The sequence below is a fragment of the Paenibacillus sp. sgz302191 genome (assembly GCF_057749925.1).
Genome location: NZ_JBYLHY010000004.1, coordinates 1 through 23378, shown reverse-complemented (window position 1 = coordinate 23378; position 23378 = coordinate 1). Strand labels below are relative to the sequence as shown.

Genomic DNA, 23378 nt, shown 5'->3' with positions numbered 1-23378 from the left:
GTCTTTTTTTCGGTTGCCTATTAATGAGGACTTACCCTGCCAGCGGCAGCGAGATTTGCTCCACTTGTATCTCTTGTATCTTTTTAAGTGTGGCTACATGATTCGGAGGCAGAATCGTTCCCCGTACATGTGCAATCATCCGCTCAATCAACCGAAACACATCTCGCAGAATAAACCATTTTTCAACGCATTTGGTTGTACCGTGGCTGGGCTTCACCCAACCGGAGGTCGATAATTTTCCTTATTTTCATGGCGTTTGGCCAGCAACCTTTTTTCGGATGGCGGCGTCTAGGGTGTAGAACTGGAAAAGTTTATCGCTATTAAGCGTACGAGGAGGAAGATTCATTTGAAACTGGTCAAAAAAGCAGGAACCGTCGCTATCGCATCAGCGCTTCTGCTCACTGCGGCTCCGCAGGCATGGGCGAATGATGCCGCAGTAGGGACTCAAGCTATCAGATTGCCCATCAAAGGCGACGACACCGCACAGCTCGAGCCCAAAATTACTAAAGACCAAGCCCTTGAACTTGCCAGGAAATACGTTGCAATTCCGGATGGGTATACGCTGCAGTCGGCTAACCTGAACGCTTATTATGTAATGAACGGACACAGCATTCCGAACTGGAACTTAAGTTTCGTGAAGAAAGTGAAAGACCAGTATTTAGGCGATCTGCATGTTACGATTAACGGTATTAGCGGAGAGATGGTCGGATATTCGATCAACGACAAAGATCCCGAGCATAAATTGAGCTACCCGCCGAAAGTCGATTTCAAAGGAGCCAAAGCGATCGCTTCCGCATGGATCGGGAAGGTGAATCCGGATAAGCAGAAGGAACTGCTGTACAACCAGACGGAGGAGGATTCCTTCCGCACCCCTCTGAACGGAAATTATCAGTACAACATCCGTTTTGACCGGGCGGTTAACGGCATTCCGTTTATGGAGAACGGCGTCAATGTCACTGTGAACGGGGACGGGCAGGTAACCGGCTACAATTACAACTGGGATGACGATGTGACATTCGAGACGAATGTGACGCCGATCGGCGAGGACAAAATCGCCCAGACCTTCAAAGACAAAGCCGACGTTACCTTAGCCTATCAAATCCCTTATGAAGCAAAAGGCGAGAAAAAACCGCTCATTGCCTACACATTAGTTCCATTCGCCCTAAACGCTGTGAACGGCGAAGTTTGGAACCAGGGCGCTTTTTCCCAGTCTCTTTATGCAAGTGACAACAAGCCGCTTACAGATAAACCGCTGTCCGACAAACCGGCTTCCAATTTGAATCTGACCAAGGAAGAAGCCGTCAAAAAGGTAACCGATGCGTTCAAGCTGCCCGATGACTACAAGCTGCGCGACGCTTCCTACAACGAGGTCACTTCCCCTGAGACGGGAGAGAGCAGCTCAAGCTGGAACCTGAACTGGAGCCGGCCGGCGGCTGAGAACGATTCGACAGGCAAAATCGGCGGCAGCGGCGCCTGGGCTGCGGTGAACAGCAAAACCGGCGAGATTATGAGCTTCAACAAGTACATTAATTATCCAAATGACGGGACCAAGCCGGTTGACGGCAAGGTAGCGCTGGATACGGCCAAAGCGTCTGTCATCGATTTTGTGAAAAAGAATTTGCCCGCTTACACGGACCAGCTCGTAATGAGCGCACCTGTAGAAAAGAACATACCTGCCGAACAATTGAAACAGCAGCGCACCTGGGAGTTCAATTTCAAACGGGTTATCGATGGCGTGAGCGCCAATTACGAGAGTGTGAATGTGAGCATTGACCGGACTGACGGCGCGATCTTGAATTACTACAATTCGATTACCAATTTGCCGTATCCGAAGCAGAAGCCCGAAGTGATCGCCCTCGACAAAGCGAAAGAAACGCTGCTCTCGCAGTATGAGATCAAGCTGAACTATGTGGTAGCGAACAGCGGGGCTCCAGGGGGCATTCCCATCGAGAAATACAGATTGATGATCGCAGCGGGAGAAAGCGTTCCGAGCGCTCCTGTGGGCGGAGACAATAAAAAGCTCGAGGCTAAACTGGTCTACTCCCTGATTCCGAAATTCACGCGCGAACAGTTCTTCCTGAACGCCCAGACGGGGCAGTGGGTCAATGCCTCCAACGGCGAAGTCATTTCGCTGGAACGCGTGAAAGTGGACGATATCGAGAATCATTGGGCGAAGAACGAGCTGCAATTGATGCTGGACTATCAAGCGCTTGACGTCAAAGACGGCAAGGTGAACCCGGATCAAGCCATCACTCGCGGGGAATTGATCAAAATGCTGGTCATTGCGATGAACGGAGGCAACAGCGGCATTTATTACCCTGCGGCACGCGCAGCTTCCTTCGCGGATGTGCAAAGCACGTCCAAATATTTCGCCTATGTCGAAAATGCGGTCGACCGCGGATTGCTGGTTCCTGGCGAGGATTTTAATCCGGAAGCCAAAATCACCCGCGAAGACATGGCCCAGCTCATCGTTAAGGCGCTTGGTTACAAAAGCTTGACGAAATACGAGAATGTTTTCAACAAAAACTTTGCGGATGCGGCCAAGCTGAAAAATATCGGAGAAGCTGCGATTGTCGTCGGTCTGGATATCATGTCGCTGAATAACGGCAGCTTTGAGCCCGGGCAGGAAGTGACGAAAGCACAGGCTGCCGTAGCGTTCTCCCGCTACCTGCAAAAGCGCGCCGATCTTCAGGACCAGCGACCCCGTTACGTATACTAAATCCTTATGGAACAAGCATGCCGCATCGCCGGTGTGCTTGTTTTTTTTACGGGAAACGGTTCCCGCTTTCCGAAACCCGCCGTGTAAAATTATTCCCCGTGTGCTTCCCAGCCCTGCAAGATATGTTACAATAGGCTTTAAAACTTAATCTTGTGCGAACACGGCAAAAGGAGCAGAAGAGCATGGCTGTAAATGGAAGAGTAGGTCTGGAAGACATCATCAAGGCGAATCATGTGCTCAGCAAAGTGATCGAGCCCTCGCCCCTGCAGCGCAACGAGCTTTTATCGAACTTGTATGAGTGCAACGTATACTTGAAACGCGAAGATTTGCAGATCGTGAGATCGTTCAAAATTCGCGGAGCTTATAATGTCATTCAAAGCTTGTCTCCCGAGGAGCGGGCGGCGGGAGTCGTCTGCGCCAGCGCCGGCAATCACGCGCAGGGAGTCGCTTTTTCCTGCAAGCACTTGGGCATCGAAGGAAAAATCTTCATGCCGACGACGACGCCCCGGCAAAAGATTTCGCAGGTCAAGCTGTTCGGCGGAGCTTTTGTCGAGGTCATCCTTACAGGAGATACCTTTGACGATTCCTCCGCTCAGGCCAGGGAGTACTGCGCCCGGGAGAACAAGGCGTTTATTCATCCGTTCGACGACGCGCGCACGATTGCCGGACAAGGCACGGTCGGTCTTGAGATTATGAACCAGATGCCTGAGACGCCGGATTTTATTTTTGCCACGATCGGCGGCGGCGGACTTGTCTCGGGAATTTCCACTTATGTGCAAAGCGTAGCTCCGCAGACGCGCATTATCGGCGTAGAGCCGGAGGGCGCCGCAAGCATGTCTGAGGCGCTTAAGCTGGGACAAGTCATCACGTTGGCAACGATCGACAAATTCGTCGACGGGGCGGCCGTGAAGCAGGTAGGGCAATTGAATTACGAGATTTGCAAGGAGAATGTCGAGGATATCGTTATCGTGCCAGCCGGCAAGGAGTGTACGACGATTCTGGAGCTTTACAACAGCAATGCGATCGTGATCGAGCCTGCCGGGGCGCTTCCGGTTGCGGCGCTTGACGCATACAAGGAACAAATCCGCGGCAAAAACGTAGTCTGCGTCATCAGCGGCGGCAACAACGACATTGACCGGATGCAGGAAATCAAGGAACGCTCGTTGATCTACGAGGGGCTTAAGCACTACTTTATTTTGAACTTCCCGCAGCGCGCCGGTGCTTTGCGCGAGTTTTTGGAGGAAGTTCTCGGGCCTTCCGACGATATTACCAGATTTGAATATACGAAGAAAAACAATAGAGACGACGCGCCGGCGCTGGTCGGCATCGAGTTGAAAAACAAGGACGACTACCACGGGCTTATCGAGCGCCTCTCGCGCAAAGATTACGGCTACATCGAGATTAACAAGGATCCGAAGCTGTTCAATCTGCTCATTTGAAAATTTCCGATTTACAGCAGAACCGGAAGATTCTATTAGCTAATTTTGGTTAAATATGGTATAGTAAATAAGTCCCAGAAAACTCGAATATTTTTCGAAAAAAGGCAAACTTGCCGAAAGGCAAGGACGCAAAGCCGCAGGTCTAAGGTTGCATTCAACTAGGACAGCTGGGCTGCCGAAGGGTTGAATTATACCTAACAGGTACTACCTGCGGCTATTCCATGTGATGGAATAGCCTTTTCTTCTTTATACAGGTTTGGGGGGAGGAGGTTATAAGCGTGAACGGCGGTACATCATCCAAACGGGAGCGGCATGCAATTAACTTTGCGTGGGAATATTTGTGCCTGCTTGGCGTCAGTCTGCTGACGGCGAATCTGCTTGTCTCGGCATCGTTCCATGCAATGGGCTGGCTGGCCGGGATATTGTTTGCGGGCTTTGCTTGCTCCGCTTTTCTCGTCAAGCGAAAGGCTTCTATTGTTTTATTGGCGGCAGCGGCGTGCGCATGGCTGCTGCTTTCATTCGTGTTTCTTGCGTCCGAATTGTTCGCAAGTTTGTTGACTCATACGGTCCTGTGCATGTTTTTCGTCTACGGGATCCGGCAGTTGGCTGCGTCGCGGGAGCATTATAAGAGCAGGAGCATGGAAATGGAATACATCGCGCATCACGATTCCTTGACGGGTTTGCCGAACCGCAGGCTGTTCGAAGACCGTCTGGAGCGGTCACTGCTGCATGCCAAGCGCCACAATAAACTGGTTGCCGTTATTTTTTTGGATCTGGACCGTTTCAAGCATGTGAACGACACGCTCGGGCACGCTTATGGCGACATGCTCATCCGGCAGGCCGGCCAAAGGCTGACAAGCAGCCTTGGGGAAGAAGATACCGTATACCGTCAGGGCGGGGACGAGTTTACGATTTTGCTGCCTCATATTATGAAGCAGGAGGATGTCCGCCTCGCAGCGTCCCGTATTCAGGCGGCGCTTGAGGAGCCTTTTGTGCTTGAGGGAAGCCCTTTTGCGGTTTCGGCAAGCATGGGGATTGCGCTGTACCCGTATGACGGGGAGACGCCGCGGCAGTTAATGAAGCATGCGGACGAAGCGATGTATGCGGCCAAGAAGCATGGGGAAAATTACCTCCGTTTCTATGACGCAGAAATAAATGCCGAGCCGGCAGGCCCGGAGCGCATGGAGCGGGCGCTTCGCGCCGCCTTGGACAATGGCGAACTGGAGCTGTACTATCAGCCGCAATATGAGCTTTCCGGCAAACGTCTGATCGGAATGGAGGCGGTAATCCGCTGGCACTGTCCGGGGCAGGGGGAAATCCCGGGCAGCGAGTGGGTGCGCGTCGCCGAGGAAACCGGCCTGATGACCGCCATCGGCGAGTGGACGCTGCGAACAGCGTGCCAACAGGCGAAAAGCTGGCTGGACGCGGGATATCCTCCTTTGCGGCTGACCGTCGCTGTAACCGCTTCACAGTTCAGGGACCGAGGCTTCATCGATCTGGTGGCCGACGCCATCAAGGAAACGGGCCTTGAGCCCGGCATGATCGAGCTCGATTTGGCGGAAGACATATCTTCTTCCGGCGTGGAGGAGACCGGCGAGAAGCTGAAGTTATTGAAAGCTTTCGGATTTCGAATCGCCATGGACGATTTGTGCACCGGCCTGTTCACCAGAAGCGGCGCCGACCGGGTGCCGATGGACAGCGTCAAGCTCGATAGCACGATCGTCCGCGACCTTCCCGAAGACGGCGAAAATCAGCTGCTGGCGGAAGCGATCGCCATGATGGCGCAGCGTCTGCGTCTTAATCTGATCGCCAAGGGAGTGGAAACCGAGGAGCAGCTCGAACATTTGCAAAGTATGCAATGCACGGAAGCTCAAGGCAAGCTTTTCAGCAGCCCTCTGCATCCTGAGGAATTCATTCAATTAATGAAAGACAAAATAAGTTAACGGAAATGATATGGATTTTATCAACCACAGGTAGTATAATCGGGAATTGGGGCTCTACACCTATTTGTAGCCAGTCACAAACATGATTATGTTACCTTGTATGACATGACGAATTGTGCCGCAATAACGGGGAAACTACTTTTCCGCCCTTGGAATTGATGGTACAATTGACACATGAATGCGTTACATATTTTCATTCCTTCATGGTGACACTACAAGTTGGCCTTTCGTGAAGCAGTCTAAAGAAGTAGTCAAATTTATTAGTTGGGGGTAATACGATGAAAAAAGTGTTTTCAACTGCATTAATGGCTGTTACAGTGACAGCGGTAGTGCTGTCCGGATGCGCAAAGAAAGAGGATAAAACAGGCGGCGCATCGGCTTCTCCGGCTCCTAGTGCGGCAGCTACGGCGGCGGCAACTCCGGGCGGCGCGGCCAAAGACATGAAGATCGGAATGGTTACCGACATTGGCGGCGTGAACGACAAGTCGTTTAACCAAAGCGCTTGGGAAGGCTTGCAAAAGCTGAAAAAAGACACCGGCGCCAATGTGAAAAATCTGGAGAGCAAAAGCGACTCCGATTACATCCCGAACTTGAACCAATTCGTCAAAGATAAATACAACCTGACTTGGGGAATCGGCTTCCTGATGGGCGATGCGCTGAAAACGGTAGCGACCCAGAACCCTGATGCAAAACTGGCCATTATCGACAACGTCGTAGAAGCTCCGAACGTAGAGTCGGTTACATTCTCCGAGCAAGAAGGCGCTTATCTGGTAGGCGTAGTTGCAGGTCTTACAACGACAACGAACAAAATCGGCTTCGTCGGCGGTGTGAAAATTCCGGTTATCCAACGTTTTGAAGCGGGCTTCAAAGCGGGAGTTGCGGCAGTTAACCCTAAAGCCACAATCCAAATCAACTACACAGGCGCTTTTGACAAGCCTGACCTTGGCAAAGCGGCAGCCGCAACCATCTATAACGATGGCGCGGACATCATTTTCCACGCAGCAGGTTCGACGGGCAACGGCGTATTCAACGAAGCGAAGGACCGTTTCAAAGCCGGCAAAAAAGTATGGGTAATCGGTGTCGACAAAGACCAATCCCTGGAGTTTGGCGACGACGTCACCCTCACTTCCATGTTGAAACGCGTTGATCAAGCGGTTGAGCGCGTGTCCAAAGATGTCATCGACAACAAGTTCCAAGGCGGCAAAACCATAGTTCTCGGTCTGAAAGACAACGGCGTAGGCTTGCCTGAAACTTCCAAGAAAAACGTTAAGCCTGAAATTTTGGCAAAAGTCGATGAATACAAAGCGAAAATTATTAGCGGCGAAATCAAAGTCCCTGAACAATAAGCACCTGTCCGCGCGCAGCGTCAGCTCGAGGAACGTGTCGCATGCTATTGTTAAAACAAGGCTGGTTGCATAACTAGCCTTGTTCTTTAGTTCTCAAGGTTTTTCTCCCTATCTCCTACTTCGCTTCATGAAGCGATACCGTCTTATTGCACTTCCTCTAAAAATAATCAGTAGGGTGATCCGATGAGCACAGTAACCCCTGTTGTCGAGCTTTACAATATTACGAAGCGGTTCCCGGGAATCGTTGCCAATGATTCGATCAGCTTGCAGCTGCATAAAGGTGAAATTCATGCATTGCTCGGAGAGAACGGAGCGGGCAAGTCGACGCTCATGAACATTCTCTTCGGTTTGTACCAGCCGGATGAAGGCCATATTAAAATTCAAGGCAAGGAAGTCAATATCGACAGCCCGAACCGGGCGATTGAGCTCGGAATCGGCATGGTGCATCAGCACTTCAAGCTGGTGCAGCCTTTTACGGTTACGGAAAATATCATTTTGGGCATGGAGCCCAAAAAAGGGATGAATATAGATTACCGCACCGCTCAGGAAAAAGTGCGCAAACTGTCCGAGCAGTACGGATTGAAAGTCGATCCGAAAGCAAAAATTGAAGACATTTCCGTCGGCATGCAGCAGCGTGTGGAGATTTTGAAAACGCTGTATCGCGGTGCGGACATTTTAATTTTCGACGAACCGACGGCGGTGTTGACTCCGCAGGAAATCAGCGAGCTTATGGAGATCATGGACAATTTGGTGAAGGAAGGCAAATCCATCATTCTAATTACCCATAAGCTGAAAGAAATTATGGAAATTGCCGATATGGTGACGATTATCCGCAGGGGTAAAGTCATCGACACGCTGGAGTGCGCGAAGGCCAATCCGCAAATTTTGGCGGAAAAGATGGTCGGGCGCGACGTATCGTTTAAAGTAAGCAAACAGGAAGCGAAGCCTGGACAACCTGTTCTGCAGGTGCAGAATTTGACGGCGCGCAACCAGCAAGGCCTTGCTTCGCTGAAAGGGCTCAATTTTGAAGTCCGGGCCGGCGAAATTTTGGGCATCGCAGGTGTCGACGGCAACGGACAGAGCGAGCTGATCGAGGCGCTGACCGGGCTGAGGCCGGTGGACAGCGGGCGCGTAGTGCTCCAGGGCAAGGAAATCACCAATCATTCCGTAAGGGCGATCTCGGAAGCCGGATTGTCGCACATTCCGGAGGACCGCCATAAGCACGGGTTGGTGTTGGATTTTACAATGAGCGAGAACATGGTTCTCGAAACATATTTTCATCCGGAATATAATCGCAGAGGTTTTTTGAACTACGATGCCATAGACAAGCATGCCGAGGAGTTAATTCAAAAATTCGACGTGCGTACGCCAAGCATATATAACAACGCTCGTTCCTTGTCGGGCGGCAACCAGCAGAAGGCGATCATTGCGAGGGAGATTCACAAGGACCCGAGCCTGCTTATAGCGGCGCAGCCTACTCGCGGTCTGGATGTCGGAGCCATTGAGTTCGTGCACAAGCAGCTGATTGAGCAGCGCGATAAAGGGAAGGCTGTGCTGCTGATTTCTTTTGAATTGGATGAAATTATGAACGTATCGGATCGAATTGCTGTTATTTATGAAGGACAAATTGTGGGTGAAGTGCTGCCGCAGGAAACGAACGACCAGGAGATCGGGATGCTGATGGCGGGCAGCAGGAGCACGAAGGAAGGAGCAGCCCATGAATAAAGCTATAAGGGTTTTTACCGGCGATACTGTGGTCATGCCGCTCGTCGCGATTGTGCTCGGGCTTATATTCGGGGCGCTCGTCATGCTCGCCGGGGGTTACAACCCGATTGATGCCTATATCGCACTGTTCAAACGTATTTTCGGCAGTCCTTACGATCTTGGAGAAACGGTTCGATCGATTACGCCGCTGATTTTGACCGGTTTATCCGTTGCTTTTGCGTTCAGGACAGGCCTGTTCAATATCGGAGCCGAAGGCCAGGTCGTCATGGGCATGACCGGGGCTACTTTAATCGGCGTGAAAATCCAAGGGCTTCCATGGTTCATTCATGCACCGCTGGCTGTTCTCGCAGGAGCGCTGCTCGGCGGCATTTGGGGAGCTATTGCCGGTTACCTCAAAGCGAAGCGCGGTGTGAATGAGGTCATTACGACCATTATGTTGAACTGGATCGCGCTGTTTTTGTCAAATTATATCGTGAATGCATTTTTGCTGGAGCCCAAGCAGCAGCGCTCTTATATGATTCAGGAGTCGGCCATGGTCAATATCGGCTGGCTGTCGCAGCTGATGGATAACGCTCGAATTCACTGGGGGACCTTGATAGCGCTGCTTGGCGCCGTCGCGTTCTACGTCATCCTCTGGAAAACAAAGCAAGGCTTCGAACTGCGGGCTGTCGGCCACAATATCCATGCGGCCCAATACGCGGGCATGGACGTCAACCGCAACATCGTGAAAGCGATGTTCATCAGCGGCGTCTTTGCCGGGCTCGCCGGAGTATTTGAGATTCTCGGCGTGTTCCACTATCAGGTTGTGGCTGCGGCGTCTCCAGGCTACGGTTTTGACGGCATTGCGGTATCGCTTCTGGGGGCCAACAATCCGTGGGGAATTATTCTCGGAGCGGCTTTGTTCGGTGGTCTGACATACGGTTCGGCCGGGATGAGCTTTGGCGCGGACGTGCCGCCGGAAATTATTCGCATCGTGATCGGATCGGTTATCTTTTTTGTAGCGACGCAAGGGATCGTAAAATGGATACTTCTCCCATTCTATGCGAAACGCAAGAAAGAGAGGGCGTTGTAACATGGATTTTCTTACAATATTGAATACGACGCTTACCAAAGGCAGCGAGCTGATCAATACGACGCTTGTATTTTCAACGGCGCTTATTTTTGGGGCTTTGGGCGGCATTTTCTCGGAAAGATCCGGTGTGGTCAACATCGGTATCGAAGGGCTGATGGTTTCCGGCGCCTTTGCATCGGCGGTCGGAACTTACTATGCGGAAGAAGCGAATATGGGCGCTTGGTCTCCGTGGATCGGGCTTTTGGCGGCGGTGGCGTTTGCGCTTATCTTTGCCTTGATTCATGCGGTGGCGTCGATTACGTTCAAAGCGAATCAGGTGATCAGCGGGGTCGTCATTAACTTTATGGCGGCCGGCGTTACGGTGTATTTGGTGAAAATTTTATTTAACGGCGCCGGACAAACGGAAACACTGAACGATGTGTTCAGCAAATACGCGATTCCCGTGCTGTCGCAAATTCCGTATCTTGGGTACGCGATATTCACCGCTTATCCAACGACATATTTGGCGTTAATTTTAGTCGCGGTCACGTACTATGTGCTGTTCAAAACTCCGTTCGGCCTTCGGCTTCGCTCGGTCGGCGAGCATCCTAGCGCCGCGGATACGATGGGCATTAAAGTGAATCGCATCCGTTACATGGCGGTGCTCATCAGCGGCGCGCTGGCCGGGCTGGGCGGAGCGACCATCACGCTGACGACGACAAGCAATTTCTCGCACAATACGATTTCCGGGCAAGGCTTCATCGCGATGGCTGCCATGATCTTCGGCAAGTGGCATCCGTTCGGCGCGCTGGGCGCGGCGGTATTTTTCGGCATGGCGCAGGCGTTGAAAAACTTTTTGCAGCTGTTCGATTTCACGAAAAGCATTCCGCAAGAATTTTTGTACATGCTGCCGTATGTACTGACAATTCTTGTGCTGGCCGGCGCAGTAGGCAGGGCCAAAGCCCCATCCTCGCTCGGCGAGCCCTACGATCCGGGCAAACGATAACAGCAAACATGCACCTGAACGGGCGACTAAGCTCGAATGGGTGCATGTTTTTGTTTTTAATATTAATAATAGAAGTCTATAATTCCGATTTATGCATTTCGTCCAGAATTCGCTCCATTAACGTATACACTAGAGTGAAGGGGTTCATTTGACGAATATGTATGTCTATGGAAAGCCCTTGTTCTTTATATGTCTGGTCTAAGGTTTGAGCGATTGAAATAGCTTTCCTTATGCTATCCCCGTTCCCAATTATTTGCCGAATCATGCCTTTATCCGATTTTTCATAATCCGCTCTGCCAAGTACCGCTTTAAGACGCTCAAAAATCTTAGTTTTTGTGTCTGAAAAATTAACATTAACATCTTCAAAATGCATGAGCAGCCATATTTCAAAGGATAAATTGCTTGGCAGTATTACGTAATCGTGGGATGAAAGCTGCATTTCGGAAATAGCTTCTTCGATCTCGGGAGGAGCGTCGCAGTCGAAAATCAAACACTTCTCGTATAGGCCGTATTTGCGCAAATTGTTATCGTCATTCAAATAATGATTCGCGAAATTAAGAACTCTTCTCGCATTCCCTCCGGCCAAAGTAGGAACGATATCGATATGGGAATATTTGTTGCGGTTTTTTTGTATGATCGCGGCAAAGAATTCGAAATAATTGACTTCAGTCGTGCCTTCACAAAAAAGAAGGATTTTGCCTAAATGACCTGCCTTCGTATCTGACGACCTTGGAATGAAAGGGTTTAAACGTACCATATTAATTCCTGCCGTTACTTAAGCGGGACGTTTTGAAAATGGGTATTGCGCCGTATTTACCGTTAAAATAATCTTTATTGTAGGTGGCGATAGATCGAATGGCTTTCAAATCAGAAAGAGAATAAATTTGAGATACTCCCTTGTCGTCCTTATCAACAAACACAACCTCGTCTCGACGGAACTGATTTTTGTTTAATATGGACGTTTCGTGAGTGGTGAAAACGAGTTGGGCATAGTTGGAATTAGCTTCGGACTGAAACATATCCACGATAAATTTGGTGAGTAAGGGATGCAGTCTGGCGGACAGTTCGTCGATTATGAACACACCTCCGGTTTCCATCAGAATCAAAATTCGCTGAATAAATGATAAAAAACGCAATGTCCCGGAAGATTCTTTGGAAAGATCAAAAGCTTTGCTGCCGACCCGGTTGCCCTCTGCATCATAGATGGGGTGAACGGTTTTGATAACAGGAATCTCTTGTTCCTCGCCAGTTTTGGGATGCAGCCGCATTTCTTTCTCAACGGTGATATTCTCAATACCCACGTCAATTAAATTTACATAATCGGCAACTTGCATGCGGAACATTTCATTGTCGAGCAATTTTTTAGAGTTAAAAACGGATCCGGCCGTACCTTTGATAGTAGATTCTAGAACTAATTCGTGGTACACATTAAAATTTTTCTGAAAAAAGCCCTTGAAATGATCAATCATTTCCTTGACTTTATCCGTGGCGAAATAGTCGAGAACGGAAAGATACAATCGGTCCTCGCGGTATTTGCTCAGATTTTGAAGCTGCCCCCGATACTTTGGACCGTATTCAAGTCCCTTGTTTGCATCGCGATCAAAAACAAGATCTTTGTCAACATACAGCCATTCCGACTTAATCGTCGTTTCGGAGAATGAAAATCCATACTGAAAAAGGAATTTTTGGTAAATGAATATCATTTCAAATTCAACCGATTCCTTTTCTGCATCCGTTAATAGAAAAGGTTCGATAGAGGTCAAGCGATCTGATTCGTCATAGGCGGTAGAGTCCTGAAAAAGTTGATTTAGAATAAATCGTTTAAACCAATAAAGGGCACTAATCAAATTGGTTTTGCCGCTCGCGTTGGCCCCGTAAATGGCGACTGTCTTCAATAAGTTGAAATATTTTGTAGAAATGATATGCGACTCATGCTCTTTGTAGAAAGCAGCCCTCATATCAAGAACAGCGTCGTTCTGAAACGATAAAAAATTATTAGCACGAAACATAACCAGCATGTAAACACCTCCATACACAAATTGCAAATTGATTGCTATTTTTTTGCAATTATAACCGTATTATATACGAAAAAGAAGCGATTTAAACTGATTTTTGCAAAAAAATCGAAAATACCGAAAAGGTTGATTGATTTTGTTTAATCATAGCTGCAAAGATTTCATCCGATTGCGGTACTCTGTAGGCGACACGCCATACAAGCGGCGGAATTGCTTCGAGAAGTACAGCGGGTCGTGAAAGCCGACCGAGGAGGCGATTTGTTCCACGGTAAGCTCAAGACGCTCGCGCAGCAGCTGCCTGGCTTTATCGATGCGCAGTTTGAGCAGGAATGTCACGGGTGTCACTTTCGTGTGACGTTTGAATATCCGCGACAGGTAGGCGCGGTTGTAACCGAGGTTTTCCGCCATGAGCTCGATGGTGATCGGCTCGGCGTATTGGGTGGACAAGTAGTGAATCGCCTGCTGCACGACGCGATCGTTCTCCGCATCGGCGACCGCCCAGGACGCGGAAGGGATCGCAAGCGCTGCACAATATTCCGAAAGCAGCAGGTGCAAATATCCGCTCGCTTTCAATTGCGCATTAGCGCCCCGCGCCCGAAAGGCGTGGCGGATTTGGTGGAAAATGACCGGAATATGGCGGTTTCGGTTCATTCGTACAATCGGACGGGCGGAGCTGACCCCGGTCTCGGCGACAAGCCCCGAAGCGCGCGGGCCCGTGAAGGCGATCCAGCAGTAGTGCCAAGGCTCCTCCGGGTCGGAGATGTAGCTAACCAACTGCTCGGGTTCGATAAGAAAGCTGTCTCCGGCGCCAAGCTCATATTCCTCTCCGCGGCACGTAAAAACGCCTTTTCCTGATATGATATAATGTATCAAATAGTAATCGTACACTTTGGGGCCCAGACGATGCTCCGGCTTGGTCTGGCTTTCTCCCGTAAACAGCACGAGCAGTTCACTATCCTGAGACGTTAGCGGATTGGAAACCACGTAGTAGCTGTGAGGCTTCGGCATAGCGGCGCTATCCTCCTTCTATGTGAACGGCATTCCATGCGGTATCCTCCGATTTTAGCATAGTTCCATCTGCAAATGAATGCTGTAAATCACATTTTTCCATGTAATAATAACATCCTTCCATAGTCAATCACGACGCGATCTCTTATACTGTAGTTACAAACATTCCAAATACAACGAATCTCATTCCCACAAAAGGCGGTGCCGACATGGCAGATTTGCAAGCGTTAAAGCAGACATTTATTGAGATTTACGGAGACTCTACAGCAGCAATTTCGGCTTTCCATGCGCCAGGAAGGGTAAATTTGATCGGGGAGCATACCGACTACAACGGCGGTTACGTATTCCCTGCGGCGCTGACGTTCGGAACGACGATGCTGGCTCGTCCGAGAGCGGATCACAAGATCGGCTTTGCCTCTACGAATATGGAGCTGCGCAAACAAATTTCCATGGCGGATATGGCATATAACGAAGCGGACGACTGGATGAACTATCCCAAAGGAATCGTAGTCCATCTGGCTAAAGAAGGTTTTCCGGTGACGAATGGCTACGATCTTTTGTTCCATGGCGAAATACCGAATGGCGCAGGTCTTTCTTCCTCGGCTTCGATTGAGGTGGTTACGGCTTTCGGCCTCCTGACGCTGGAAGGTTATCCGACCGACACGGTGAAAATCGCGCTTCTCGCGCAAAAAACGGAAAACCAGTTCGTCGGCGTCAACAGTGGCATTATGGACCAATTTGCGGTGGCGAACGGCAAGCGGGATCACGCGATTTTGCTGATGTGCGATACGCTTGAATACGAGTATGTGCCGTTCCGGGGCGGCAGCTACAGACTTGTGATCGGCAACACGAACAAGCGCAGAGGGCTTGTCGATTCCGCCTACAACGAAAGAAGAAGCCAGTGCGAGCAAGCCGTCGTTTACTTGCAAAAGCAGTTCCCTGACATCACGCTGCTCGGCCAAATCAATCTGGAGCAGTTTGGCGCATACAAGGACCTTATTCCTGACGAGACGGTCCGCCGCAGAGCGCAGCACGTTATTGAGGAAATCGACCGCGTCCTGCAATCGATCGAGGTGCTGAAAGCGGACAACCTGGAGGCGTTCGGCAAGCTGATGATCGGCTCGCACGACTCGCTGCGCGACCTGTACGAAGTGACCGGCCCCGAGCTGGATGCTATGGTGGAAGCGGCGTTGAAAGTTCCCGGCGTGCTTGGCGCGCGGATGACGGGTGCGGGTTTTGGCGGTTGTACGGTTTCTTTGGTGCATGAAGACAGCGTGCAGACATTTATCGAACAAGTAGGCCGGGAATATAACGAAAAAACAGGCTTGACGCCAAGTTTCTACGTATGTGAAATCGGGAATGGAGTCGAAAAAATCGGGGAGGCGTTGTAAAATGGCGATTTTGGTCACCGGCGGAGCCGGGTATATCGGTTCGCATGCGGTAGCGGAGCTGCTGGCGAAAGGCGAGGAAGTTGTCGTTGTCGACAATTTGCAGCAGGGGCATCGCGAAGCGGTTCTGGGCGGCAAGCTGTACGTTGGAGATTTGCGCGACGGCGAGTTTTTGGACACGGTGTTCAAGGAAAATGCGATTGACGCGATCATTCATTTTGCGGCGAATTCGCTTGTGGGCGAGAGCATGACCAACCCGGCGAAATATTATCATAACAACGTATACGGCACGCTGTGCCTGCTGGAGAAAATGAACGAGTATGGCGTGAAAAAAATCGTATTCTCCTCCACGGCGGCGACTTACGGCGAGCCGGAAAACATTCCGATCCTCGAAACGGATCGTACTCTGCCTACGAACACGTACGGCGAAACGAAGCTGGCTATGGAAAAAATGATGAAGTGGTTCGATGCCGCGCACGGCATCAAATATGTGTCGCTGCGCTATTTCAATGCGGCGGGTGCCCACGCAAGCGGTAAGATCGGCGAGGATCACAGCCCTGAAACGCATTTGATCCCGATCATTCTTCAGGTGGCGCTCGGCCAAAGACAGCACATCTCGATCTACGGCGACGACTATGCGACGGAAGACGGAACGTGCATCCGCGACTACATTCATGTCAGCGACCTGGCGAGCGCGCACGTCCTGGCAGTCGAGAAGCTGCGCCAGGGCGCGGAAAGCAGCATTTACAACCTGGGCAACGGCAAAGGCTTCTCGGTAAAAGCCGTTATCGACATCGCGCGCAAAGTGACGGGCCATGCGATCCCGGCTGTCGTGGAGCCGCGGCGAGCCGGCGACCCTGCCGTCCTGATCGCCTCTTCGGAGCGGGCGAGAACGGAGCTCGGCTGGAAGCCGTCGCGCGATTCGCTTGAAGCTATCATCGAGAGCGCATGGAATTGGCATCAAAACCACCCCGGCGGCTACGGGGATAAGTAAGAAACAATACCAAGCCCGGTTACAGCGCAGAGATTATGGAAAGGAGCAGGGCGACCATGGAACGGAACGGAACGACGCCGCCTCGTGCGGCATTGACGATAGAACGGATGCTGCAGTTCGCGAAGCAAAACGGACTTGTAGAGCCGCTTGATATGTATGCATCAAGGAACGCGCTTTTGGATTTATTCGGCCTCGCCGAGCCTTATGGCGGCGAAGTGCCGGACGAGAGGCTGGACAGCCCTGTCGAGCTGCTGGAGCAGTTGCTTGACGACGCTTACGAGGCAGGCTTATTGGAAGACAATACGGCGACATACCGGGATTTGCTGGACGCCAAAATTATGGGGTTATTGATGCCGCGCCCTTCTGAAGTCGTGCATCAGTTCCGGACTACCGCCAAGCTGCAGAGCTTGGAAGCGGCTACGGACTATTTTTACAAGCTGTCGATTGACTCGAACTACATCCGCATGGATCGAATCCGCAAAAACGCGTATTGGTTAGCCGGCACGGATTACGGAGATCTGGAAATTACAATCAATCTGTCCAAGCCGGAAAAAGATCCGAAAGAAATCGCGCTGCTCAAAACGCTGCCGCAAAGCAGCTATCCCAAATGTTTGCTGTGCGCGGACAATTTGGGCTACGCAGGGCGGGTGGATCATCCGGCCAGACAGAACCTCCGCGTCATTCCGCTGAGATTGGACGAGGAGAACTGGTATTTCCAATACTCGCCTTATGTGTACTATAACGAGCACAGCATTATTTTCCACGAGCAGCACATTCCGATGAAAACGACGGCGCAAACGTTCCGCAGGCTGCTCGATTTTATCGATCAGTTCCCGCATTATTTCATCGGCTCGAATGCGGATTTGCCGATCGTCGGCGGTTCGATTCTGAACCATGACCATTTCCAGGGCGGACGCCACAAATTCCCGATGGAAAAAGCGCCTGGCGAAGCGGTTTTCGCGCACCCGGATTTCGCCGGCGTGAAGGCCGCCATCGTCAAATGGCCGATGTCGGTCCTCCGCCTGAGCAGCCACAACAAAGAGACGCTGTACAAGCTGGCGAGCAAACTGCTCGACGATTGGCGAGCGTACAGCGATGCGGAAGCGGAAGTTCTGGCCTTCTCCGAGAAGGACGGACAGCGCATCCCGCATAACACGATCACGCCGATCGCCCGCAACAATGCGCGGGGCGAGTACGAGCTTGACCTGGTGCTGCGGAACAACCGCACCAGCGAAGAGCACCCGGATGGCATCTTTCATCCACACCGGCACTTGCATCACATCAAGAAGGAAAATATCGGCTTGATTGAAGTTATGGGGCTGGCGGTGCTGCCGGGCCGCCTGCAGCAAGAGCTGGCGCAGATCGCGCAGCTCCTCGCCGGCGCAGCCGGCTACGGCCGCGAGATCCGCGAGGACGCGGACCATCCGCTGCACAAGCATGCAGCGTGGATCGAGTCGCTGATCGCGAAGCACGGATCAGCGATGACTCCGGCAGCGGCGGACGCAGCGCTGCAAGCGGAAGTCGGCGGCAAGTTCCTGGACGTGCTGCTCGACGCCGGCGTGTTCAAACGCACCGGGGAAGGGCAGCAAGCGTTCCGCAGATTTCTCGACGCCGCCGGGTTTGCGAGCAGCTAGCCCCGGCGCCGATGCCGGCTAGCGTATCACTGGCTTCGTTTGCGAGAAAGCCTGCAAATGTGCAGTTTTTTGCTCCTTGGTACGCTGGCAACGGAGAATTCCTGCAAATGTGCAGGTTTTTCATCGAACACGTGGGCTCAGACCCGTTTTAAGCGAAAATTCCTGCACAATTGCAGGCTTTTCGTCAAAACGAGCTGCTTTCACGGAAAAAGCCTGCACTTTGGCAGGCTTTTTGTCAGAACGGGATGTTTCTATGGAAAAAGCCTGCATTTCCGTTTTCACCAAAACTAGCTACTTTCACGGAAGTTAGCGTATCACAGGTTTGGTTTGCGAGAAAGCCTGCAAAAGTGCTGTTTTTTGCTCCTTGATACACTGGCAACGGAGAAAGCCTGCAAAAGTGCAGGTTTTCCATCGAACACGTGGGCTCAGACCCGTTTTAAGCGAAAATTCCTGCACAATCGCAGGCTTTTCGTCAAAACGAGCCGCTTTCACGGAAAAAGCCTGCACTTTCGCAGGCTTTTTGTCAGCACGGGATGTTTCTATGGAAAAAGCCTGCATTTCCGCTTCCGCAGGTTTTCCGCCAGAACGAGCTGCTTTTGGCAGTCCGCAAATTAGCGCTCTTGTCGGCGACCCTAACAAAGGCATCGTGGCTTTCTCGGGCTGGCTGGCTTTTGCAGGTTGGCCGGCTCTCTCAAGCCATTTGACGGACGGTTGGGTCAAGAACGAATTTTTTGCCTTACAGCGATGGGCTATCCCTCAGGTCTAATTCGGCCTTTTTGGGGTGGCCCTTATTTTTTGTACTTGCGAAAAATATGGCTGGCTTGCCGGACGTATGCTAAGTTGTTGACGCGAGTTGATGTGAGTTGGCCGGGTGGCGGTTGGGCAGGGGCGTGAGCGCACGGTGCGGCCTGCCTGAGATGACTAGCGCAACTAATTGAACTAGGAGTCTGTCCGATGAACCACGTAGAAGGTATATAAGCAAAATGACAGTCATTATGCAGTGTGAGCGGCAATATATGCAGTCATGATTCACCTGGTATGCACAAAAGTAACTCCGTCGGACAGTCTCCCAGGAGCGTAGTTGTATCTTGTAAAATGCAGGCTGCCTCATTTTCCCGGTTCGAAGATCCGGTTTATTTTCGCTTTTTGCGGGTTCGGCTTGACGGCTTAGCATATGATTGGAAACAGCCTGTCTATTTTAGTAAACTGGAAGGGTGGGGCTATAATTCGGTTGAAGCTGAGGAGGCGATGGCATGGGGATGTTTCGGGCTTTACAGGTGGGCCGGACTGAGGGTGTTTTTTTCGCTGAGGTTGCAGAACTGCATATAGATAATCTTCCTCCCGGGCAGGTGACGATCCGGGCGGCTTACTCCGGCATTAATTTCAAAGATGCGCTGGCCTGCAGCCAGGAGGGGCGTGTGGTGCGTTCTTTTCCGATGGTGCCGGGGATTGATGTAGCGGGGACAGTTGTTGCTTCCAGCGATGAGAGATATCGGGAAGGCGACGATGTCGTGGTGACCGGTTACGAGCTGGGAACCGGTCATTTTGGCGGGTTCAGCGAGTGCGTGCGCGTACCCGCTGATTGGGTCGTGCCGCTGCCGCAGGGGTTGACTCATCGCGAGGCGATGATTCTCGGCACGGCGGGCTTCACTGCGGCGCTGTCCATCGAGCGCCTGGAACGAAGCGGGCTGAGCCCGGGGCAAGGGCCCGTGCTCGTGCGCGGCGCGACGGGCGGTGTCGGCAGCCACGCGGTTTCCATGCTTGCCAGCCTCGGATACGAGGTCGAGGCCGGTACGGGCAAATCGGCGGAGCGCGACTATTTGCTTGGGCTTGGCGCCGCGCGGATACTGACGCGCGAAGAGCTGAGTCCCGCCGAGAGCAAGCCTCTCAACAAAGAGAGGTGGGCGGGAGCGGTAGATCCCGTAGGCGGCGCATCGCTGGCCTATTTGCTGAGCAGCATGTGCTATGGCGGCTCTATAGCGCTGAGCGGTTTAACGGGCGGTACGGATTTTGCCGCGGCGGCGTATCCTTTTATCCTGCGGGGCGTGAACTTGCTGGGCATTGATTCAGTATACTGCCCGATGCCGCTTAGACAGCAGCTTTGGCAGCGGATGGCGGGCGCGATCAAACCGTCCCGTCTGGACGAGATGGTCAGCCGCGAGATTGCTTTGGATGAAATTCCGGCGGCTGCGGCCGATATTTTGCAGGGGCGCATTCGGGGTCGTGTGCTGGTACGGCTAGGCGAGGGCTGAAGCGCTATCGGAACTGAGAAGGGGAGAACTGTTGATGAAAATGAGAGTATCCGCGGTGCAGTATCATCTGCATACGATTCATAGCTTTGAGGAGTTCGCCGCGCAAGTGGAGCATTATGTGAAGACGGCGCAGGAGTTCGAGGCGGATTTTGTGCTGTTTCCGGAGCTGTTTACGACGCAGCTGATGTCAATCGGCGACGGAAGCGGCAAAGCGCTGCCGATCGAGGCCTTGCCGGATTTTACGGAAGCGTACCGCGATTTGTTCAAAGGTTTGGCCGAGCAGACGGGCATGCACCTCATTGGAGGCACGCATATTACGTCAGAGGGCGGCAAGCTGTATAACACCGCACATTTGTTTTATCCGGACGGCCGGATCGCCGAGCAGAAAAAGCTGCATATTACACCGACGGAAGTCAAGGAATGGAACATGGGGGCGGGCGACAGCCTGCAAGTATTCGATACGGACAAAGGGCGGATCGCCATCCTCGTCTGCTACGACGTGGAATTTCCGGAAATCGTACGCATGGCCAGGGCCCGCGGGGCCGATGTGCTGTTCGCCCCTTCCTGCACGGATGACCGTCACGGCTTCCACCGCGTCCGCTATACTTGTCACGCCAGAACGATCGAGAATCAGATCTATGTCGTGACTACAGGGACGGTCGGGGCTCTGCCTACGGTAGATTTTATGAGAGGCAATTTCGGGCAGGCGGCCGTGCTGACGCCGAACGACGTTCCGTTCCCGCCCAAGGGCATTCTCGTCGAAGGCGAGATTAACGATGATATGGTCGTCACGGCGGATCTGGATTTGGAGCTGCTGGAGCAAGTTCGGGAACGGGGGTCCGTCACTACTTGGCGCGACCGCAGGACGGATTTGTACACCGATTGGTCTTAAGCTTAAACTTGGCGAATAAGGAGGATGCGCACCGATGGACAAACCAGCCACACCTGCGGGGCAGGGGGACGGGACGAAGTTTTATTTGAAACGAATGTACGTCTTTGACGGGAATAAGCCGGTAGAAGCGATCATCCGCAATTATACCAGGAACGATTTTGAGGCGTTGATCCGCGTGCAGCAGGAAAGCTTTCCGCCGCCTTTTCCTTCGGAATTATGGTGGAACGCGGAGCAGTTGCGGGAACATATTGCGCGTTTTCCGGAGGGAGCGCTCTGCGTGGAAATCGGCGGCGAGGTTGTCGGGTCCATGACCGGCCTGCGAATCCGCTTTGACCCGGGCGATACCGACCACAGCTGGGCTTCCGTAACCGATAACGGGTACATTCGGACCCACCGTCCTGACGGCGACACGCTTTACATTGTCGATATTTGCATTGCTCCCGCCTACCGGAAGCTGGGTCTCGGCAAATGGCTGATGCAGTCCATGTACGAAGTGGTTGTGCATTTGGGCATGACAAGGCTTTTGGGCGGCGGGCGGATGCCGGGGTATCATAAAGTTGTGGACACCATGAGCGTCCAGGAATATGTAAAAGCGCTGGTGAACGGTACGATGAAGGACCCTGTGATCACCTTTCTGCTGCGCTGCGGGCGAACGCCGGTTCAGGTCGTGGCCAATTATTTGGAAGACGAGGATTCCTGCAATTACGCGCTGCTGATGGAGTGGCGCAATCCATTCAAATGAACGCAAAGAAGGAGTTATCGAGATGGAATATGTTCGCATTGCCAGTATTGAAAATCCGTTGTTTCGGTCGATGCACGATTTGATGAAAGAGGTATTCCCGCCTGAGGAAGTGCTGGAATATTCGTTATGGAAAGAGCCGCTGGAAGACCCGGGTATCCGTGTGTTCGTGGCGGTGCACGAAGGCAAAGTCGTCGGAGCGACGGAATATCGCTATTATGACGACTTCCAGGTGGCGATGACCGATTTTACGATCATTGGCCGCCCGGGGCTTGGCATCGGACGCTTTCTTGCGCGCAAGCGCACGGAAGATTTGCAGGCTGTAGCCGCCGCATCGGGCAAGCCGATGACCGGCATGTTCGCCGAGATTTATGACCCGTATCGCGATATCGAACATGAGTTCGGCGGCGTAAAGCCGATGAACCCTTACGTGCGGCGCGAAGTGCTGTCGCACTTGGGCTACAAACGGCTTGACCTGGGCTATGTGCATCCGTCCTGGGAAAACAACGGCGAAGCCGTGGAGGGGCTTGACCTGTGCTTCCTGCCCGCGGACGAGGAGCGTGCGCACATTCCGGCAGAGCTGGTCGTGCGGTTTTTGACGCGCTACTACGCGGTGCTGTCCAACAAGCCGGCGAAATGGCTGGACATGGTTGAAGAGCTGAAAAAGCGCGACTCCGTAGCGCTGCTGCCGATTTAAAGGGCTTGCCTGCCTGGATGCGTATCCACGGCGGGCAGGCCTTTTTCGTCAGAGTCGACAGCGTAATCTGCCTGGCCGCTCGCGAAGTAAGCCGGCGAATGTCAGGCTGCCCGAGAAGGCCGCGACACTTTGTTAGGGTTAGGGGAACTAGTGGGGGCCTAATTTGGGGGGGGGCGGCGGCTTTTTCTGGGCGCGTGCCTCACCCGGTGTAGGTCGTAGAACTGCGCAACTGGGCGGGCAGCCGCTTGGAAGGGAGAAAACCTGCGAAAGTGCAGGTTTTTTCTGCGTAATCGGTTTATTTTGGCGAAAAACCTGCAAAAGTGCAGGAATTTCCGCTGAAAGTGGATCTGAGCCCATGTGTTCGGGGAAAAACCTGCACAATTGCAGGAATTGTTCGTGGCCAGCGATGGCGTACAATAGTTTGTGTACCAAGATCTGGAGTCTTCCAGACAGCAAAAAAGTAGGGTATTCTCGGGATGGCTAAAGTCACCAAGAAAGGAACCCTACTCATGGCAACTATAACAGAAAAC

Annotated in this window: 20 protein-coding genes and 1 riboswitch; of the genes, 14 read left to right on the top strand and 6 right to left on the bottom strand. The window is 52.2% G+C overall.

Features of this window, described 5'->3' with window-relative positions; all coding sequences use genetic code 11:
- The first annotated feature begins 346 nt into the window (after positions 1-346).
- The 7 genes from AC3G2T_RS06845 to AC3G2T_RS06815 all read left to right on the top strand — a co-directional run bounded on the left by AC3G2T_RS06845 (position 347) and on the right by AC3G2T_RS06815 (position 11229).
- Positions 347-2719, top strand: a complete 2373-nt coding sequence (locus tag AC3G2T_RS06845; protein WP_488434991.1) for an S-layer homology domain-containing protein — start codon at positions 347-349, stop codon at positions 2717-2719.
- Between the two features lie 182 nt (positions 2720-2901).
- Positions 2902-4158: a threonine ammonia-lyase IlvA gene (gene ilvA, locus AC3G2T_RS06840; protein ID WP_474685031.1), complete on the top strand. Its 1257-nt coding sequence runs from the start codon at positions 2902-2904 to the stop codon at positions 4156-4158.
- A gap of 93 nt (positions 4159-4251) precedes the next feature.
- Positions 4252-4338: riboswitch (cyclic di-GMP riboswitch) on the top strand.
- A 98-nt stretch (positions 4339-4436) separates the two neighbouring features.
- Entirely contained in the window at positions 4437-6101 is a 1665-nt protein-coding gene (locus AC3G2T_RS06835; protein WP_488434990.1) for a putative bifunctional diguanylate cyclase/phosphodiesterase, read from the top strand.
- A gap of 278 nt (positions 6102-6379) precedes the next feature.
- Complete coding sequence (locus AC3G2T_RS06830; protein WP_474685033.1) at positions 6380-7447, top strand: BMP family lipoprotein; 1068 nt, start codon at positions 6380-6382, stop codon at positions 7445-7447.
- Between the two features lie 183 nt (positions 7448-7630).
- Positions 7631-9172, top strand: a complete 1542-nt coding sequence (locus tag AC3G2T_RS06825; RefSeq protein ID WP_488434989.1) for an ABC transporter ATP-binding protein — start codon at positions 7631-7633, stop codon at positions 9170-9172.
- Positions 9165-10244: an ABC transporter permease gene (locus AC3G2T_RS06820; RefSeq protein WP_474685035.1), complete on the top strand. Its 1080-nt coding sequence runs from the start codon at positions 9165-9167 to the stop codon at positions 10242-10244. Before AC3G2T_RS06825 ends, AC3G2T_RS06820 begins: the two co-directional genes overlap by 8 nt.
- A 1-nt stretch (position 10245) precedes the next feature.
- Positions 10246-11229, top strand: coding sequence for an ABC transporter permease (locus tag AC3G2T_RS06815; RefSeq protein WP_488434988.1), 984 nt, complete (start codon positions 10246-10248; stop codon positions 11227-11229).
- Positions 11230-11305: 76 nt separating this feature from the next.
- Here the strand turns inward: AC3G2T_RS06815 and AC3G2T_RS06810 are convergent, their stop codons facing one another.
- The 3 genes from AC3G2T_RS06810 to AC3G2T_RS06800 all read right to left on the bottom strand — a co-directional run bounded on the left by AC3G2T_RS06810 (position 11306) and on the right by AC3G2T_RS06800 (position 14252).
- A complete protein-coding gene (locus AC3G2T_RS06810) occupies positions 11306-11986 on the bottom strand; it encodes an RloB family protein (protein ID WP_474685037.1) in 681 nt (226 codons plus the stop codon).
- Position 11987: 1 nt separating this feature from the next.
- Complete coding sequence (locus AC3G2T_RS06805) at positions 11988-13247, bottom strand: AAA family ATPase (RefSeq protein WP_488434987.1); 1260 nt, start codon at positions 13245-13247, stop codon at positions 11988-11990.
- A 141-nt stretch (positions 13248-13388) separates the two neighbouring features.
- A complete protein-coding gene (locus AC3G2T_RS06800) occupies positions 13389-14252 on the bottom strand; it encodes an AraC family transcriptional regulator (protein ID WP_488434986.1) in 864 nt (287 codons plus the stop codon).
- Positions 14253-14461: 209 nt separating this feature from the next.
- Here AC3G2T_RS06800 and AC3G2T_RS06795 point away from each other — a divergent pair, with 209 nt between their 5' ends.
- The 3 genes from AC3G2T_RS06795 to AC3G2T_RS06785 are packed head-to-tail and all read left to right on the top strand — an operon-like array spanning position 14462 to position 18268.
- The gene (locus AC3G2T_RS06795) at positions 14462-15643 is read left to right on the top strand and encodes a galactokinase (RefSeq protein ID WP_488434985.1); all 1182 of its coding nucleotides are present in this window, start codon (positions 14462-14464) and stop codon (positions 15641-15643) included.
- 1 nt (position 15644) lies between these two features.
- A complete protein-coding gene (gene galE / locus AC3G2T_RS06790) occupies positions 15645-16634 on the top strand; it encodes a UDP-glucose 4-epimerase GalE (protein ID WP_488434984.1) in 990 nt (329 codons plus the stop codon).
- Positions 16635-16690: 56 nt separating this feature from the next.
- Entirely contained in the window at positions 16691-18268 is a 1578-nt protein-coding gene (locus tag AC3G2T_RS06785; protein ID WP_488434983.1) for a UDP-glucose--hexose-1-phosphate uridylyltransferase, read from the top strand.
- A 120-nt stretch (positions 18269-18388) separates the two neighbouring features.
- Here AC3G2T_RS06785 and AC3G2T_RS06780 read toward each other — a convergent pair whose 3' ends face one another.
- Both AC3G2T_RS06780 and AC3G2T_RS06775 read right to left on the bottom strand, forming a co-directional pair.
- Positions 18389-18550, bottom strand: coding sequence for a hypothetical protein (locus tag AC3G2T_RS06780; protein ID WP_488434982.1), 162 nt, complete (start codon positions 18548-18550; stop codon positions 18389-18391).
- Positions 18551-18574: 24 nt separating this feature from the next.
- Positions 18575-18988 carry a hypothetical protein gene (locus tag AC3G2T_RS06775; RefSeq protein WP_488434981.1) on the bottom strand — a complete coding sequence of 138 codons (414 nt, stop codon included), beginning with the start codon at positions 18986-18988 and terminating at the stop codon, positions 18575-18577.
- 533 nt (positions 18989-19521) lie between these two features.
- Between AC3G2T_RS06775 and AC3G2T_RS06770 the strand changes: the two genes are divergently transcribed.
- Genes AC3G2T_RS06770 through AC3G2T_RS06755 form a run of 4 tightly spaced genes read left to right on the top strand, consistent with a single transcriptional unit; the run spans position 19522 to position 22848 of the window.
- Positions 19522-20520: an acrylyl-CoA reductase family protein gene (locus AC3G2T_RS06770; RefSeq protein WP_488434980.1), complete on the top strand. Its 999-nt coding sequence runs from the start codon at positions 19522-19524 to the stop codon at positions 20518-20520.
- Between the two features lie 34 nt (positions 20521-20554).
- Positions 20555-21412, top strand: a complete 858-nt coding sequence (locus AC3G2T_RS06765; protein WP_488434979.1) for a carbon-nitrogen hydrolase family protein — start codon at positions 20555-20557, stop codon at positions 21410-21412.
- A gap of 34 nt (positions 21413-21446) precedes the next feature.
- Positions 21447-22154 (top strand): GNAT family N-acetyltransferase, encoded by a 708-nt coding sequence (locus tag AC3G2T_RS06760; protein WP_488434978.1) that lies wholly within the window; start codon positions 21447-21449, stop codon positions 22152-22154.
- Between the two features lie 22 nt (positions 22155-22176).
- Positions 22177-22848, top strand: a complete 672-nt coding sequence (locus AC3G2T_RS06755) for a GNAT family N-acetyltransferase (protein ID WP_488434977.1) — start codon at positions 22177-22179, stop codon at positions 22846-22848.
- 295 nt (positions 22849-23143) lie between these two features.
- Here the strand turns inward: AC3G2T_RS06755 and AC3G2T_RS06750 are convergent.
- Positions 23144-23378 (bottom strand): hypothetical protein (locus AC3G2T_RS06750; protein ID WP_488434976.1); only part of this gene is annotated, 235 nt, incomplete at its 5' end.

Excerpts from the sequence above, each read along its gene's own strand:
- AC3G2T_RS06770 (WP_488434980.1), top strand. The coding sequence starts at position 19,522 with ATGGGGATGTTTCGGGCTTTACAGGTGGGCCGGACTGAGGGTGTTTTT.
- AC3G2T_RS06830 (WP_474685033.1), top strand. The coding sequence starts at position 6,380 with ATGAAAAAAGTGTTTTCAACTGCATTAATGGCTGTTACAGTGACAGCG.
- AC3G2T_RS06825 (WP_488434989.1), top strand. The coding sequence starts at position 7,631 with ATGAGCACAGTAACCCCTGTTGTCGAGCTTTACAATATTACGAAGCGG.
- AC3G2T_RS06805 (WP_488434987.1), bottom strand. The coding sequence starts at position 13,247 with ATGCTGGTTATGTTTCGTGCTAATAATTTTTTATCGTTTCAGAACGAC.
- AC3G2T_RS06815 (WP_488434988.1), top strand. The coding sequence starts at position 10,246 with ATGGATTTTCTTACAATATTGAATACGACGCTTACCAAAGGCAGCGAG.
- AC3G2T_RS06755 (WP_488434977.1), top strand. The coding sequence starts at position 22,177 with ATGGAATATGTTCGCATTGCCAGTATTGAAAATCCGTTGTTTCGGTCG.
- galE (WP_488434984.1), top strand. The coding sequence starts at position 15,645 with ATGGCGATTTTGGTCACCGGCGGAGCCGGGTATATCGGTTCGCATGCG.
- AC3G2T_RS06800 (WP_488434986.1), bottom strand. The coding sequence starts at position 14,252 with ATGCCGAAGCCTCACAGCTACTACGTGGTTTCCAATCCGCTAACGTCT.
- ilvA (WP_474685031.1), top strand. The coding sequence starts at position 2,902 with ATGGCTGTAAATGGAAGAGTAGGTCTGGAAGACATCATCAAGGCGAAT.
- AC3G2T_RS06785 (WP_488434983.1), top strand. The coding sequence starts at position 16,691 with ATGGAACGGAACGGAACGACGCCGCCTCGTGCGGCATTGACGATAGAA.
- AC3G2T_RS06820 (WP_474685035.1), top strand. The coding sequence starts at position 9,165 with ATGAATAAAGCTATAAGGGTTTTTACCGGCGATACTGTGGTCATGCCG.
- AC3G2T_RS06765 (WP_488434979.1), top strand. The coding sequence starts at position 20,555 with ATGAAAATGAGAGTATCCGCGGTGCAGTATCATCTGCATACGATTCAT.
- AC3G2T_RS06760 (WP_488434978.1), top strand. The coding sequence starts at position 21,447 with ATGGACAAACCAGCCACACCTGCGGGGCAGGGGGACGGGACGAAGTTT.
- AC3G2T_RS06810 (WP_474685037.1), bottom strand. The coding sequence starts at position 11,986 with ATGGTACGTTTAAACCCTTTCATTCCAAGGTCGTCAGATACGAAGGCA.
- AC3G2T_RS06795 (WP_488434985.1), top strand. The coding sequence starts at position 14,462 with ATGGCAGATTTGCAAGCGTTAAAGCAGACATTTATTGAGATTTACGGA.